This window comes from Tenacibaculum soleae (assembly GCF_030549005.1).
In the GTDB taxonomy this organism is placed as follows: domain Bacteria; phylum Bacteroidota; class Bacteroidia; order Flavobacteriales; family Flavobacteriaceae; genus Polaribacter; species Polaribacter soleae.
Genome location: NZ_JAUOSW010000007.1, coordinates 20,149 through 35,681 on the forward strand (window position 1 = coordinate 20,149; position 15,533 = coordinate 35,681).

The 15,533-nt window shown below is 29.5% G+C and carries 13 protein-coding genes; 2 read left to right on the forward strand and 11 right to left on the reverse strand.

Annotated elements, in window-relative coordinates; all coding sequences use genetic code 11:
* Positions 1 to 49: 49 nt before the first annotated feature.
* The 11 genes from Q4586_RS10740 to acs form a co-directional block, all read right to left on the reverse strand.
* A complete protein-coding gene (locus tag Q4586_RS10740) occupies positions 50 to 1,765 on the reverse strand; it encodes a cytochrome-c peroxidase (protein WP_245662358.1) in 1,716 nt (571 codons plus the stop codon).
* Positions 1,766 to 1,835: 70 nt separating this feature from the next.
* A complete protein-coding gene (locus Q4586_RS10745; protein WP_068706179.1) occupies positions 1,836 to 3,296 on the reverse strand; it encodes an alkaline phosphatase PhoX in 1,461 nt (486 codons plus the stop codon).
* Between the two features lie 310 nt (positions 3,297 to 3,606).
* Positions 3,607 to 5,373 (reverse strand): ABC transporter ATP-binding protein, encoded by a 1,767-nt coding sequence (locus tag Q4586_RS10750; protein ID WP_303528929.1) that lies wholly within the window; start codon positions 5,371 to 5,373, stop codon positions 3,607 to 3,609.
* Positions 5,374 to 5,464: 91 nt separating this feature from the next.
* Positions 5,465 to 6,190, reverse strand: a complete 726-nt coding sequence (locus Q4586_RS10755) for an acyl-CoA desaturase (protein WP_303528931.1) — start codon at positions 6,188 to 6,190, stop codon at positions 5,465 to 5,467.
* A gap of 60 nt (positions 6,191 to 6,250) precedes the next feature.
* Complete coding sequence (locus Q4586_RS10760; protein ID WP_141677723.1) at positions 6,251 to 6,823, reverse strand: Crp/Fnr family transcriptional regulator; 573 nt, start codon at positions 6,821 to 6,823, stop codon at positions 6,251 to 6,253.
* A 133-nt stretch (positions 6,824 to 6,956) separates the two neighbouring features.
* On the reverse strand, positions 6,957 to 7,331 hold the full coding sequence (locus Q4586_RS10765) for a hypothetical protein (RefSeq protein ID WP_068706171.1): 375 nt from the start codon (positions 7,329 to 7,331) through the stop codon (positions 6,957 to 6,959).
* Positions 7,332 to 7,373: 42 nt separating this feature from the next.
* Positions 7,374 to 8,669 carry a Glu/Leu/Phe/Val family dehydrogenase gene (locus tag Q4586_RS10770; protein ID WP_068706169.1) on the reverse strand — a complete coding sequence of 432 codons (1,296 nt, stop codon included), beginning with the start codon at positions 8,667 to 8,669 and terminating at the stop codon, positions 7,374 to 7,376.
* Between the two features lie 9 nt (positions 8,670 to 8,678).
* A complete protein-coding gene (locus Q4586_RS10775; protein ID WP_068706167.1) occupies positions 8,679 to 8,870 on the reverse strand; it encodes a hypothetical protein in 192 nt (63 codons plus the stop codon).
* A 172-nt stretch (positions 8,871 to 9,042) separates the two neighbouring features.
* Complete coding sequence (locus Q4586_RS10780) at positions 9,043 to 10,368, reverse strand: sigma-54-dependent transcriptional regulator (RefSeq protein WP_068706165.1); 1,326 nt, start codon at positions 10,366 to 10,368, stop codon at positions 9,043 to 9,045.
* Positions 10,368 to 11,471 (reverse strand): sensor histidine kinase, encoded by a 1,104-nt coding sequence (locus tag Q4586_RS10785; RefSeq protein ID WP_068706163.1) that lies wholly within the window; start codon positions 11,469 to 11,471, stop codon positions 10,368 to 10,370. Before Q4586_RS10785 ends, Q4586_RS10780 begins: the two co-directional genes overlap by 1 nt.
* Before the next feature lie 84 nt (positions 11,472 to 11,555).
* The gene (gene acs, locus Q4586_RS10790) at positions 11,556 to 13,463 is read right to left on the reverse strand and encodes an acetate--CoA ligase (protein WP_303528935.1); all 1,908 of its coding nucleotides are present in this window, start codon (positions 13,461 to 13,463) and stop codon (positions 11,556 to 11,558) included.
* Between the two features lie 327 nt (positions 13,464 to 13,790).
* Between acs and Q4586_RS10795 the strand changes: the two genes are divergently transcribed.
* Positions 13,791 to 14,708: an AraC family transcriptional regulator N-terminal domain-containing protein gene (locus Q4586_RS10795; RefSeq protein ID WP_303528936.1), complete on the forward strand. Its 918-nt coding sequence runs from the start codon at positions 13,791 to 13,793 to the stop codon at positions 14,706 to 14,708.
* Between the two features lie 21 nt (positions 14,709 to 14,729).
* Positions 14,730 to 15,500: a sulfite exporter TauE/SafE family protein gene (locus Q4586_RS10800; RefSeq protein ID WP_303529065.1), complete on the forward strand. Its 771-nt coding sequence runs from the start codon at positions 14,730 to 14,732 to the stop codon at positions 15,498 to 15,500.
* Positions 15,501 to 15,533: the final 33 nt, after the last annotated feature.

Consider the following 15,533-nt stretch of genomic DNA (forward strand, 5'->3'; position numbering starts at 1 on the left):
AACTCTTTGGTTTGTTTACCAAAGAGTTTAATAAAAATGAAAAATATTTTTATTCATCTGTCAACGTTTCCATAAAAGCTACTAATTCTTTTATTTCTTTTTCTGTTAAGTTTAACTCATCTACTGGTAATGTTTGATGCCTTAAATTAAAACCCAAACCATTTCCACCTCCTTTATTATAAAAATCAATTACTTGAGCTAATGTTTCAAAAACTCCATTATGCATGTAAGGTGCTGTTTTAGCAATATTCCTAACGGTTGATGTTTTAAAAAAGTGTTTTCTATTTGCTGTTTTAAATAAATTATAACGCCCTAAATCATTACTCACAACCGAATTATTTAATGTATCATTAGGTACTCCTAATAACTCAAATTCTGTTTCGGTGAAATTTGGAGGAACAGTTCCGTTAAAAACAGGCGCAAAATGACAGGTAGCACATTTTGCTTTTCCGGTAAAAAGATTAAATCCATTTATTTCACTCTTAGTAATTGTGTTTTCTTTATTATTGATATTGTTGTCAAACTTTGAGTTAAATTTATTTAAACTTCTTATATAAGTAGCAATTGCGTGTCTTACCGTATTACTATTTATTTTTCCTTTATAAATTTTATTAAAACTATTTACATAAGCACTATCGTTTTTAACGGCATTTTTCATGGTTTCTAAATCACTATGAAATTCGTTTTTATTTTTAACAACAGCAGCAACTTGCCCCTCTAAACTTCCTGCCCTACCATCATAAAAAAAACTTTGTTGCAATGCTGCATACGTTACTGTTGGAGTATTTCTTGTTTGTTTTGGAAATGTTTTTAATCCATCGGTAAAAGCTTTTTCTTTATGATGACAAGTAGCACAACTCATATCTTTATTTATAGATAATTGTTTGTCATTAAAAAGTTGCTCTCCTAAAGCTATTTTTTCTTTTTTAAAATTACTTTTATCAATATAATCTGAAAAGAAATCAACATTAAATGTGTTTGATGAAAACAATGAAGTCATATCGTTTTTAAAAGCTAATTCGAAAGGAAAAGTAACTTGCCAATCTTTTTGAGTTTTAACTAATAATTTTAACTGTTTATGAGTGTGATTTTTAATAAAATGATATCTATCAAAAGTATTAAAATTTCCTTGTAAACTTGTTTTTGTTTGTTGAATTTCAGTTTGCCAAGCCTCTAATAATTCTGGGTTTATAAAATGACCTTTATAAGTATCTAGTATTTTTTCAATTGCTGTATATATTATATTAGACTCTTGTAAAGATTGTTCTAATACAGGTGAATCAAAACCTGTAATACCAGTAACAGCAACACGAACGATAGCGTCACGAAGTAACCATAAAACATGATATTTTTTTAAGTTTAATTTTGCATTACTTTCTATTAAACCTAACCTATTTTTTGTTTTATTTACTGCTTGGTTAATTTGTTTTTCATTAACCTCTTCATCATACAACAACTCTTCTATTACTTGAAAACCAAACGGAGCGTTAATTTTAATATCTGTTGCATCTTCTTCTTCTACTTTAAGAATATTTGGGGCGTTTAATGATTTATAATTGCTTTTATCTGTAAAGGCTAAAACAGGTTCTAATTGCTTAAAAGAAGTACGTGCTTTTTGATAAAAAAACTGTTTGTTTTTTAATGATTTAACTACTAATAAACTGTCTAAATTTATTATAGCCATCTGTAATTGCTTTTTATAAACCTCTTCTAAAATTGTTGTTTCGGTTACTTTAACATATTGCCTTTCAGTTTTGCAAGACATTAATAACATAAGCAAAAAACATGCGCCTAAAACGCATGCTTTTTTAATAAGTATTTGGGGAACATTCATACTATCTATCTAAACCTTGAATAATATACATTTGGCTTCCTTCTGATCTTGCTATACTAGGGTCAATTGCTTTAGGATCTGTAAAATTAGGATTATCCCATCCGTGATTTTGAGTAATCACTATAAAAGTATCATCAACACCAATTGTTTCAGAAACATCTATCATACCAGTAATTTCCCAAGGTTTTGTTACATTACCAACACCTGCCGCTGCTGCGGTTTCTTGATCACATTCTAAAACCGTTTTTAGGCTCCCTGAATTTAAATCGTATTGATACAAACGCGCATAATGTGTTTTATCTGCATTATCAAAATAACCATTTGGATCCTCTTGAATGTATACATAATTTTCTGTTACAACAATATTATCTGGACTGTGGAATGTTTTTGCTTTTCCGTTTGGTAAATCACCATCTAGCACACATGTAATTGTTCCAACTCCTGAAGGATTATTTTCATTTAAAGTTACTTTATAAACACGTCCGTAAAAAGTACCTTTTCCTGCCAAGCCATCTTTTTTACGCCCCGTAACACAAAAGTAAATTTCTCTATTATTTTTAGCAGAACCTCTTCTCCAATCAATATCTTCTAAACGAGAGAATCCCATAACCCCTTTTGTTTTAGCTTCAGCATCTAACAAAGAAATTTCAGTTTCGTTTAACTGTACAAAATCAATCGGATAAGATTCTCCTTCTTTCATATCCATTTCATAATTAACTTCAGAATCTAATACGCGTAAACCGAATAAGTTTCCTCCGTACAAATCACCTCTATTACCTACATACATTCCTAATTGTCCTGATGGTGTTTCGTTATCAGCATGATCATCACCAATAAAAGCAACGGTTTTATCTTGATAAGCATCTTTACCTATTACTACTGCATTTTCTGTAGACCATTGTCCAAATGCATTTAACATGTTTGCAAAAGATGCTGAAGAAGCATCTCTATAAGGATCAGTAGCAAAAACTCCTTTTGAAGCTCCTCCCCACTCACCTCCAGAAAGATACATTGGTCCAAAACCGTGTTCTTGTGGTGTAATTAAACTCCCTGAACATTGTGCTGTATAAGCAGTTGCCTCAGCATTTAAAATATATTCACCGCCTACTGGTTTAAAAGTTTCATCTAAAGTGATGCGTGCTATAGAATAATCTCCTTCAATATTATTAATTAAAGTAAAAGTATTGTTTGCATTTTTTAGTAAGCCCGCTCCATCAGCTAATGAACCATAAACAAAGTTTGGTGTGTTAGTCAATTTATCTTCTGAAGATAATAATGGATAAATACTGACATTAGAAAATGCTGGATCTAATTTTAAATAACTATCGGTTTTAGAATGCGCTGCTAATTTTACCAAACCTGTTGATGAACCGTTTCCTGGTTCTTTATCTACATCATCACACGAGGTTAAGCTAATAGCTGTAAAAGCACTTAACAAACCTACTTTAATTAAATTTTTCATTGTATTGTTTTTGTTTCGTTTTTATGATGCAAAACAACAATACATACTTTACCAAATTACTATGTGAGTTTTAATTATAGTTGATTAAAACGTTACCTGTTTTAATTAATCTTAAACAAAAGAGATGTAATATTTTATAAAAAACAGTTTTCATTAACTAAAAACTTCACTTTTTTTAACACTTAGTTAATAGCTACTCATTTTACAAAAACAATCTAAATCTTAACTAACTATACGTCAACTATAAAAAATAGTTTTACTTTCTAACACTTTTTTTATAGTTTCTTAACACAATTGATATCTTATTATTTTAAATTTTTGCCTGATACGTATACAAATCATAATACCTACCTTTTTCAGCAATTAATTCATCATGTGTTCCGCGCTCTGCAATACTACCGTTTTCAATCACCAATATTTGATCTGCTTGTTTTATTGTACTTAATCGGTGCGCAATTACAATGGTGGTTCGTTCGTTCATTAACTCTGATAAACTTTTTTGAATTAATGCTTCGCTCTCTGTATCTAAACTTGAAGTTGCTTCATCTAAGATTATAATTTTAGGGTTTGCTAAAATAGCTCTTGCAATTGCCAAGCGTTGACGTTGGCCGCCAGAAAGCTTTACGCCTCTTTCACCAATTAAGGTATCTAATCCTTCATCAAAACGATCGGTAAATTCATTTACATAGGCTGCTTTTACAGCGTACTGCAATTCTTTTTCAGTTGCATTTGGCCTTGGAAATAAAATGTTTTCTCTAATAGTTCCTTCAAATAAAAACTCATCTTGTAAAACCACCCCTAAATTTTTACGATAGCTACTTAATTTTATTTTAGATACATCATGATTATCAATCGTTACTTTTCCTGATTTTGGATTTAAAAAAGTAGCTGATAATCCTGCAATTGTTGATTTACCAGAACCAGAACTCCCTACTAAAGCAGTTACTGTACCTTTGGGCACTTCGAAACTAATGTTATTTAACACCTGTTTTCCTTCTTCATAAGAAAAAGAAACATCGTCAAATTTTATGGTTCCATTCACTTTTTCTAATTGAATTGTTCTTTCTTCATTATCTTCCTCAGCTTCCATATTCATCAACTCTTCGGTTCTATCTAACCCTGCCAAAGCTTCGGTTAATTGACTACCTATATTACTCATTTGTACAATTGGTGCAATCATTAAACCTAATAAAAAAGTAAATGATAAAAAATCTCCAACGGTTAATTCACCCATCATAATTTTATAACCACCAATTCCCATAATTCCCGTAGAAGCAATTCCTAATAAAAAGGTTGCCGAACTTGTCATGATTGCGGTTGCTGTTAAACTCTTTTTTACGTTTTGGAATAAAAGATCAACTCCTTTTTCAAAAGATTCATTTTCTTGTTGTTCTGCATTGAATGCTTTTATTACCCTTACTCCTGCCAACGTTTCTGTTAAACGCCCTTTTACCTCAGCATTAATAACACCTCTATTTCTAAATATAGGTCTGATATATTTAAAAGCTTTTAAAGCAACTAAACCGAATACAATTACAGGAATCAACACAAATAAGGTCATTGACCAACTAATATTTATCAATAAAATTAAAGAAATAACAGCTGTAATGGTTCCACCTACTAACTGAACCAAACCGGTTCCTATTAAATTACGAACCCCTTCAACATCACTCATAATTCTAGAAACCAATGCTCCTGATTTTGTATTATCAAAAAAGCTAATTGGTAATGACAATACTTTTTTCTGAACCTGTGCTCGTAATTCTGAAATTAAATATTGTGCTTGCACACTTAAAATTCGAGTTAATAAAAATGATGTAGTTGCTTGTATTAAAATAGCTGCGCCAACTACAAGTAATAAGTTGTATAATTGGTTGTAATCTTTATTCGGAATTACATCATCTAATAATGATTTAATTTTTAGCGGAGCTACCAAACCTGCCAACCTACTTATTACAATTAAAACCAAACCTATTAAAACCAATTTTTTACGTGGCCAAATAATTGTTTTAAATGCTTTTCCTATTGATACTTTAGGTTTCTTTTTATTATCTTTTGATGATGTATGTTGCTGCATTTTTTTTTATTGAAGATACTATTTATCGTCAAAACACATGCCATATATAGTAAGTATGACACAATTACAAAACACAACTTAAAAGTACTCTTTATTTAAATTTTATCAGTTTTACCTTATCTAAAAGAACCATAATACAGTAAGTAATATCTATTTCATGCCAACGTACTCCTCCAAAATTTGCGCGCCCACCATGAGCATGGTGATTGTTGTGATACCCTTCGCCCATCATTAAAAAATCGAATGGTAATAAATTTTTAGAAGTATCGCTTACTTTAAAATTTACATAACCGTATATATGTGCAAACCAATTAATAATAACTCCGTGGATTGGTGCCATTAAAAAAGCGACTGGTAAAAATAACCACTGCCACCAAGCGGTTGCAAAAAACATAAAAAACACAACATATAATGCTCCCCAAGTTAATCTAGAAAATTTTGAGCTTGCAAAATTATCAAAGATTTTCCACTGTGGTACGTTTTTAGTAAACTTATCATCAATTGCTATTCTTTGATTATTAATATCTTGATAAATATTTTTAGTCCGCCACATCATTTTAAACAAATTTTCATCATATTTTGGTGAATGCGGGTCTTTTTCAGTATCAGCATACGCATGATGTAATCGATGCATTACCCCGTAGCCATAAGCGCTTAAATAATTAGAACCTTGAAAAACCCAGGTAAGCACAAAACATACTTTTTCTGCAAACTTCGACATCGTAAAAGTTTGATGTGCTGCATATCTATGTAAAAAGAATGTTTGAAAAAATAAGCCTGAATACCATAAAAAAATCATGAAAATTACTATTGTCATTCTAGTGAGTTTTAGAATGCAAAGAACCAATTTTAGTATGGCAATAAAAATGAACCTAAGTTAAGTAATTCGCTTTCTAATTCGGCTTAGCGCTTGCGCAGTAACTCCAATATAAGAAGCTATGTATTTTAAAGGAATTTCTCTAATCAACTTAGGACGTTCGTCAAATAATTTTAAATAACGCTCTTCTGCTGTTTCGTTTAATAACGATTGTTCTCTTTTAGACTTTATTAAATATAGCCGTTCAGATGATAATCTTCCTAAAGTATTTCCAATACTTGTTTTGTTATACACTTCTTGTAAATCATCGTGTGAAATACTCCACATTTCAATATCAGTAAGAGCTTCTAGTTCATACAACGAAGGTTGTTGTGTTAAAAACGAATCATAGGCACTTACAAACTCGTTGCTAAAACAAAACCCAAAAGTAATTTCCTTCTCTTTGTCTTCTTTAGGAATATAAAAACGCACAACTCCTTTATTAATAAAAGAAATATGATTTTCAATTTCTCCTATTTTTAAAATTTTTGTGCGTTTTTTAATTTTTATTAGCGCTAATTTAGAGGTAAAAAATTCCCAATCATTATCATTAATCGTCAATGATTTTTCTAAATAAGTTCTAATATTTACAATGCTCATTAGAGTTATAATATTCTTTTTTATATTAATGCAATATACAACACCTAATCTTTTTTAAAAACAAATTTGGTTGATATAACTAATAAGCTATTTTACTCATTTAAGTAAGTTTGTGTTTTATATTATTTTACTTCTTTAAAAGACATAATAAAACTTTTTGTTTTAAAACCCTGTATGTTTCAATGTGTTTTAAATACAAAAGCCTTGTACTCTCATGCTCATCTAAATAAAATGAATTACAAGCAACATCATCACATTCATTTAAATTTTCAGTTTCATTTCTTACTTTATAAAGTTTAGTTAATATTTCTGAATTTTTTAAAATCATTAATAACAAACTATCTCTTAAATTTCTATTTTTAATTAAGTTTGATGATATCTTAGCTAAAACATCACATTCATTTGTTATATAATTTATGTGAGAAATCCACATATCTAATTCTTTAAAGCTTCTTATTTGAATAACTTTATTTTCAGTATCGTTATATATATTCAATTCCATCTTTTTTATTTTACTAGTTTAATTTTTAATAAACTACTTTTTCTATGGAAAAATTCCACGTTGTACATAGGCTTTCTCAATACGTTCTATTGCTATTACATATGCAGCTGACCTCATATCTAACTTTCTTTTTGTTGACAAGTTTAATACTTTAATAAAAGTTTCTCGCATTTTTTTATCTAGCCTTGCTATAATTTCATCCAATCCCCATAACTCACCATTTCTGTTTTGTAACCATTCAAAATAACTTGCTATTACACCACCTGAATTACATAAAATATCAGGAATGATATCAACCTCTTTATCTAATAAAATTCTTTCTGCTTCAACTGTAGTTGGTCCATTGGCTCCTTCTGCAATTAAAGAGGCTTTTATTTTTGATGCATTTTCTTTTGTTATTTGATTACCTAATGCAGCAGGAATACATATATGACAATCTAAACCAAAAAAATCTTCATTTTTTATTTCTTCTGCGTTTAAAAACCCAACAATACTTCCATTATTAAATTTTGCATACTCAAACAAATCTTTTACATTAATTCCTTTGGTGTTTGCAATCGAACCTAAAGCATCTTGTACTCCTACCATTTTTGCGCCTTCTTTTTCTAAAAAATGAGCTGCCCAAAAACCAACATTTCCAAACCCTTGAACTATAAATTTTTTATCTAAAAGACTAATTCTTCTTTGTTCTGCCCAAAATTTTATATTTAAAAAAACACCAAAACCTGTTGCTCTATCTCTTCCTTCTAATCCTCCTGACCCTATGGGTTTTCCTGTGACAATATGTTGATTTTTTGATCGTTCTGCTGGTGCTTTTGTTGACATATAGGTGTCAGCAATCCAAGCCATTGTTTGTGCATTTGTATTTACATCAGGTGCTGGAATATCATGTTCTGGTCCAATATTATCTCCAAGAGCATATGTAAAACGCCTTGTGATTCTTTCTAATTCTGATTGAGAATACTTTTTAGGATCCATTTGTATTCCACCTTTTGCTCCACCATAAGGCAGCCCAGTTAAAGATGTTTTCCAAGTCATCCACATAGCTAAAGCTTTTACCGCATCAATATCTATTGTTGGATGATAACGTAACCCTCCTTTATAAGGACCCAAAGCATTATTGTGCTGCACTCGGTACCCTTTAAAAACCTCTACATCTCCATTATCCATACGAACAGGAAAATTAATAATTAACTCATTATTTGTTATTCCTAATATTTTTTTAATATTCGGATTTAAGTTTACCAAATCAGCTGCTGCATCAAACTGTTTCATTACGTTTTGAAGCATCCCTTGCTTTGACTCTTCTTTTTGCTTTAATTCTTTTGTTAAAATCATTTTTAAAGATTAAATAAGTTCTAATTCTTTTTTCTTTTTGATTGTTTTTAAATCTTCAACATCTAAAGTAACAGTATTGTTATTGGGTCTTTTTTCTTGATTAAACTCATTACAAGACCAAATAAATGTATTATTTGATGTTAAATTACAAAAGTCAACATCTATACATGTACTGCATAAACTTCTTTTATTAACGTCCATAAATTATATTGTTTTAATATAATTACATATTGGCAACAGGTGTACCAAAATATGTTTTCAAAAAAAAAGAAAACATAAAGATCTTAAAAACAATAAATTACGTAGTTTAAATATTTTCTAACAAATTATAAAACTGAGGATTAATTACCCAATGGTGCATTTTTACCCGATTTTACTTTAAGCGCTCTCGAAGTGTTTTTCTATCAATTTTAAGAATTTCAGCAGCTTTAGTTTTATTATTATTTACAGCTGTTAAAACTTGAGTTATGTATTTTTTTTCAAACTCTTTTAAAGAGATTAGTTCTTGGGTTTTAGAAAAATTTATTTGATACTTTATATAATCAGGAAGATCGGATACTTCAACTGATTTATCACACATAATTACTGCTCGTTGAATTACATTTTCTAACTCTCTAATATTTCCAGGCCAATGATGCCTTTCTAATATTTTTACTGCTGCCGAATTTATTTTTAAGTATCGATCTTTATATTCTATCCCATATTTAAAAAGAAACTTTTCAATCAATAAAGGAATATCTGAAATTCGTTCAGCTAATGTTGGTATGTTTATTTGAACAACTGTTAATCGGTAATACAAATCTTCTCGAAACCTTCTTTTTTTCACCAATTCTTGTAAGTTAATATTGGTTGCAGCAATTACTCGAACATCAATTTTTTCTGCTTTTTGTGAACCTACTCTAACAACTTCTTTTTCTTGTAAAACCCTAAGTAAACGTAATTGTGTAGCTGTAGATGCATTTCCTATCTCATCTAAAAACAAGGTTCCTTTATTTGCTGCCTGAAAAAACCCCTCTCTATTTGATTCAGCTCCTGTAAAAGCTCCCTTTACATAACCAAATAATTCTGATTCTAATAAATTTTCTGGTATCGCTCCACAGTTTACAGCAATAAATGGTTGTGAAGAAAATTTACCCTGATAATGTATAGATCTTGCTACTAGTTCTTTACCTGTACCACTTTGTCCTGATATGAATACCGTAGCTTTATTATTTTTAAGCCTATCTATTACATCGGTAACTTTTTTCATTGCTTCTGATGAACCTATTAAATCTCCGTAAGAGTTTTTTTTAATATTTTTATTTACAGAAATACATTTTTGAGGCTTTAAATTATTTTTTAGCGATTTTAATATTGCTAATTTTAATTCATCTTTTGTAAATGGTTTGGTAATATAATCTACCGCACCTGATTTCATAACCTCTAATGCGCCATCGATAGAGGGAAAACCTGTAACTACTAATTTTGGAATGTTAGGAAAATGTTCTGAACTATATTTTATTAATTCTAACCCATCAACATCTGGCATTTGCAAATCTGTAATTAACAAATCAATCGTTTTACTTTGTAATATTTGCAGTGCTTCTTTTACCGATATAGCTTTGTATGTGTGATAATTTAACGATAGTAAATGACGTTGAATGAGTTCTAATATTTGAATATCATCGTCAACAATCAATATATTTTCTTTTTCTAACATTAACTCTTATTTTTTGGAAAATTAATTACAAAGGTTGTTCCTTTAGGAGTATTTTGTACATGTTTTATAGTTCCTTTATGACTTTTTACAATTCCATGAACAACACTTAATCCTAACCCAGAACCTTCTCCTATTGGTTTTGTTGTAAAAAAAGGGTTAAAAATACTTTCTGATGCACTTAAAGGAATTCCTACTCCTTCATCTGAAATTTTTAGTATTACACCTTCTTTTGTTTCTTCAATAACTGTTTTAATTTTTCCTTTTACTGGTGAAAAATAAATAGCATTGATAATTAAATTAAAAACAACTTGAGTTAACTGTATTTTATCTACTTTTAATTGAATGTTTTCTTTATTGAAAGATAATTCGTTTTCTATATTTTTTTTTCTAAAATTAGGGCTTAATAAACTTATGGCCTCTTTTATAATAGGCAAACAATTTACCACCTCCATTTGTTGTGGCATTTCGCAAGAAAAAAACATTAATTTTTTTACAACCTCTCTAGAATAAACAGCACTATTTACAACCTTATTTAAATCTTCTATAGCATCTTTATTATTTTCAAACCTTTCTTTTAAAAGTTCTGAAAACCCCAATATATTAGCTAAAGGTGTATTTAATTCATGTGCTATTCCTGCTGTAATTTCTCCTAAAATTGACAACCTATCTACTCGTTCAATTTGTCTTTTTGCTAAAATATTTTTTTCTTCTATTTGTTTTCGTTCAAATAAACCTCCTATTTCTACAGCTATTTTATTTAGTAATTGTTTTTCTTCTTCTAGAAAGAAGTTTTGAGAAAATTCTTCTTTTAAATATCCAATCTTTATTGACCCATAGATTTTATCAAAAACATTAATTTTTGAAATAATAAAAATAGTATCTAATTTTTTAGTTTCTGTAAAAAAAGTGTAATCGTTGGTTTCAATTTCAACAAAAGCAGTATCAGGGTAACGAACTGAAGCTTTAACACTTAAAGCGATTCCTTTTAATAGTTCGTGTATGTTTGTAAAATCGTTTTTTTGAATTAAAGAGCTAACATTATATAAACATGTTAGCTCTTTAATACGTTCTTTTAATTTATCTTCTGTTGTTATAACCTCCATTGTAGTTTTACTATTACAAGTAACTACAAATTTAATTCTAAAAAAATAAATCTTTCTTAAAAAACACCTAAATAGTCTTTTAGATTACAACCTATTATCAATAATATTTTGCACTACTTCAGGATTTAATAATGTAGATACATCTCCTAAATTATCTAATTCGTTGTGGGCAATTTTTCGTAAAATACGACGCATTATTTTTCCTGAACGTGTTTTTGGCAAGCCTATTGTAAATTGAATTTTATTCAATTTTGCAATTGGCCCAATATGTTCGGTAATTATTTGATTTATTTCTTTACGTAAATTATCGTGATCTCTACCTTCACCAACATCTTTTAAAATTACATACCCGTATAAAGCATTTCCTTTTACATCGTGTGGATACCCAACAATAGCACTTTCTGCTACCGCAGGATGTTCGTTTACAGCATCTTCAATAGGAGCAGTTCCTAAATTATGTCCTGAAACGATAATCACATCATCTACTCGACCTGTAATTCTGTAATAACCAACCTCATCACGTAAAGCCCCATCACCTGTAAAATACATATTATCAAAAGCAGAAAAATAGGTTTCTTTATAGCGCTGATGATTTCCCCAAATGGTTCTTGCCATACTTGGCCAAGGATATTTTACACACAAACGTCCATCAACCTGATTTCCTTTTACCTCTTGTCCCTTTTCATCCATTAATGCCAATTGTACTCCTGGTAATGGTAAAGTTGCATAGGTTGGTTTTGTTGGGGTTATGTAAGGCATTGGTGAAATCATCATTCCTCCTGTTTCTGTTTGCCACCAAGTATCAACAATAGGGCTTTTCTTTTTACCTACATTATCATTGTACCAGTGCCAAGCTTCTTCATTTATAGGTTCTCCTACGGTCCCTAAAACTTTTATTGATGATAAATCGTATTTATCTACAAAATCTAATTTTTCTTTAGCTAAAGCTCTTATAGCTGTTGGTGCTGTATAAAATTGATTTACTTTATGTTTTTCAACAATTTGCCAAAAACGTCCAAAATCTGGATAACTAGGCACACCTTCAAACATTACAGTTGTAGCACCATTTGCTAATGGACCGTATACTATATAACTATGCCCTGTAATCCAACCAATATCTGCGGTACACCAATACACATCGTTTTCTTTATAATTAAATACATTTTTAAATGTATAAGCTGTGTAAATCATATAACCAGCAGTGGTGTGTACCATTCCTTTCGGACTACCAGTTGAACCAGATGTATATAAAATAAACAAAGGGTCTTCTGCATCCATTATTTCTGGTTCACAAATTTCAGAAGCTTCATCTAACAATGGTTGTAACCATTGGTCTCTACCTTCTTTCATTTTAATTGCCGTGTTAATTCTTTTTGCTACCAAAACAGTTTCTATACAATCGCAGTTTTCTATAGCTTCATCTACAATTCCTTTTAAGTCTATTGTTTTCGCTCCACGATAAGAACCATCTGAAGTTATTACAATTTTTGCTTCGCAATCGTTTATTCGTGTTGATAATGCAGTTGATGAAAAACCTGCAAAAACTACCGAGTGTACTGCTCCTATTCGTGCACATGCCAATACAGAAATAGCTAACTCAGGAATCATTGGTAAATAAACACAAACTCTATCTCCTTTTTTTATTCCATTATCTTTTAAAACATTTGCAAACTTACATACTCTTTTATGTAACTCTTTATAGGTAATATGTTGAGCAGCTTCATTAGGGTTATTAGGTTCAAAAAGTATTGCTGTTTTATCACCACGTATTCGTAAATGACGGTCAATACAGTTTTCTGTTATATTTAACTTCGCTCCTTCGAACCATTTTATTTCTGGTTTTGAAAAATCATACTTTAAAACGCTATCCCATTTTTTTCGCCAAACAAAATGTTCTTCTGCTATTTCTTCCCAAAATAATTCAGGATTTCTTGCAGACTTTCTATATACTTGAAAATATTCTTCTAAATTTTTTACGTGGTAATTACTCATTTATGACAGGTATAATTATAATGCACTAATTTAACATTATTACATTACAATTGTATTTTTTTTCTACTTATAACAATATTTAATAGCCAAAACACATTATATTCATAACAAATACCATATTACATCAAAAAAAAACTAACACCTAAAAAGGGTTAGTTTTTTTCTTTCAAAATAACAATTTAACTAAAGGGGGAAAACTAATATCATTATCACAAAGTTCAAACACTTAATTTAAACACACCTCAAATATATTGTTAATATTTTAACATAAATAGAACAATATTATTAAATAATTACACTATATTACTATTTGAAAAAACAAAAACTATGATATCGTTAAACCACCAACATTTTAAAAGAAGAAAACTCTCCACCCTAATCGAAAACAGAACAATGTATTCTTCAGAATATGCCGAGTTAAATGTGTTTGAAACTTTTGAAGCTACTAAAAGTGTGTTTTTAAACTTCGATTCTACTGTTATTGCCAGTATGTTAACAGGTAAAAAAACAATGCATTTTGAAAAGACAGATCCTTTTTACTTTACCCCTGGCGAATCTTTAGTTATTCCTGAAAATAACAGTATGCATATTGATTTCCCTGAAGCCTCCTTACGCACCCCTACTTCTTGTTTAGGATTAGTTATTGATCAAGGTAAAATAAATGAGGTTGTTTATAATTTTAACGAAGATACTGTTATTGAAAGAGAAAATAATAACTGGGATTTTAAAAAAACTACCTCTCATTTAAATAATAATGAAGAATTAAATATTTTAATTAACAGATTAACCACAACATTCATTAATAACACAAAATCTAAAGATGCTTTACTAGACTTAATGGTTCAGGAGTTAATAATACGATTACTACAAAGCAAAGCTCGTAAATTGATATTAAACAATGTAAATGAATTATTCAATGACACCAGAATAGGCTATGCTGTAAAGTATATTAAAGAAAACTTAACTAAAAATAATCTTACCTTAGATGAAGTTTCTGAAAAGGCTTGTATGAGTAAATCTCATTTTTTTAAAAAATTTAAAAATACTTTAGGTGTTACTCCTGTAGATTACATAAATTCCGAAAAAATTAAATTTGCAAAAAAGTTGATTAAAAATACTCCGCAAGAGAACATTTGTGACATTGCGTACAAAGCAGGATTTAATAGTGTTACTTATTTTAACCGACTTTTTAAAAAAAATGAACATTTAACACCTCAACAATTTAAGATATCTTTGAAAAGTTAATTATAATAACTAAAACGGTTGATGTTATTTATTGAAACTTTATTATTAAACTGGCATTTAATTTTGCTATTTTTTTTCATTGCTATATTATATTCTTCTGTTGGCTTTGGAGGTGGCTCAAGTTACCTAGCAGTACTAGCATTAACTGGTATTGTATATACTCAAATAAGATCTACGGCTTTAATTTGCAATATTGCTGTAGTTACTAGTAATGTATTATTGTTTCAAAAAGAAAAGATGATTAACTGGAACAAAGTAGTTCCATTAACCTTGTTTAGCGTGCCTTTAGCTTTTTTAGGTGGTTTTTTAAAAATAAGTCAAGCTATCTTTTTTATTCTTTTGGGTATTACATTATTAATCGCAGCAATAACCATGTGGTTATCTAAAACAATAACATCATTAAAACAAAATAAAAACAAAAAAGAACCATATAAAAACGGTATTTATGGTAGTTTAATTGGTTTTATATCGGGTATGGTTGGTATTGGTGGTGGTATTTTTCTTTCCCCTTTTTTACATTTAACAAATTGGGATACTCCTAAAAAAATTGCTGCTACTTCAAGTTTTTTTATTTTAGTAAATTCAGTTGCTGGTTTATTAGGACAAAGCTTTAACCCTAATTTTTCAATTAATTGGAACTTAACAGTCGTCCTTACAATTACTGTTTTCATTGGTGGAAAAATAGGTAATAAAATGAGTCATCAATTCTTAAGCCCAATTCAATTAAAAAAAGCAACTGCTATTTTAATAGCTTTTGTTAGTTTACGTATCTTAATTAAATATTTACTTTAAACAAAAAAAAAGCAGCGTCTATGACGCTGCTCA

Coding starts and splice junctions, on each gene's coding strand:
- Q4586_RS10740 (WP_245662358.1), bottom strand. CDS start 1,765: ATGTCTTGCAAAACTGAAAGGCAATATGTTAAAGTAACCGAAACAACA.
- Q4586_RS10745 (WP_068706179.1), bottom strand. CDS start 3,296: ATGAAAAATTTAATTAAAGTAGGTTTGTTAAGTGCTTTTACAGCTATT.
- Q4586_RS10750 (WP_303528929.1), bottom strand. CDS start 5,373: ATGCAGCAACATACATCATCAAAAGATAATAAAAAGAAACCTAAAGTA.
- Q4586_RS10755 (WP_303528931.1), bottom strand. CDS start 6,190: ATGACAATAGTAATTTTCATGATTTTTTTATGGTATTCAGGCTTATTT.
- Q4586_RS10765 (WP_068706171.1), bottom strand. CDS start 7,331: ATGGAATTGAATATATATAACGATACTGAAAATAAAGTTATTCAAATA.
- Q4586_RS10770 (WP_068706169.1), bottom strand. CDS start 8,669: ATGATTTTAACAAAAGAATTAAAGCAAAAAGAAGAGTCAAAGCAAGGG.
- Q4586_RS10775 (WP_068706167.1), bottom strand. CDS start 8,870: ATGGACGTTAATAAAAGAAGTTTATGCAGTACATGTATAGATGTTGAC.
- Q4586_RS10780 (WP_068706165.1), bottom strand. CDS start 10,368: ATGTTAGAAAAAGAAAATATATTGATTGTTGACGATGATATTCAAATA.
- Q4586_RS10785 (WP_068706163.1), bottom strand. CDS start 11,471: ATGGAGGTTATAACAACAGAAGATAAATTAAAAGAACGTATTAAAGAG.
- acs (WP_303528935.1), bottom strand. CDS start 13,463: ATGAGTAATTACCACGTAAAAAATTTAGAAGAATATTTTCAAGTATAT.
- Q4586_RS10795 (WP_303528936.1), top strand. CDS start 13,791: ATGATATCGTTAAACCACCAACATTTTAAAAGAAGAAAACTCTCCACC.
- Q4586_RS10800 (WP_303529065.1), top strand. CDS start 14,730: ATGTTATTTATTGAAACTTTATTATTAAACTGGCATTTAATTTTGCTA.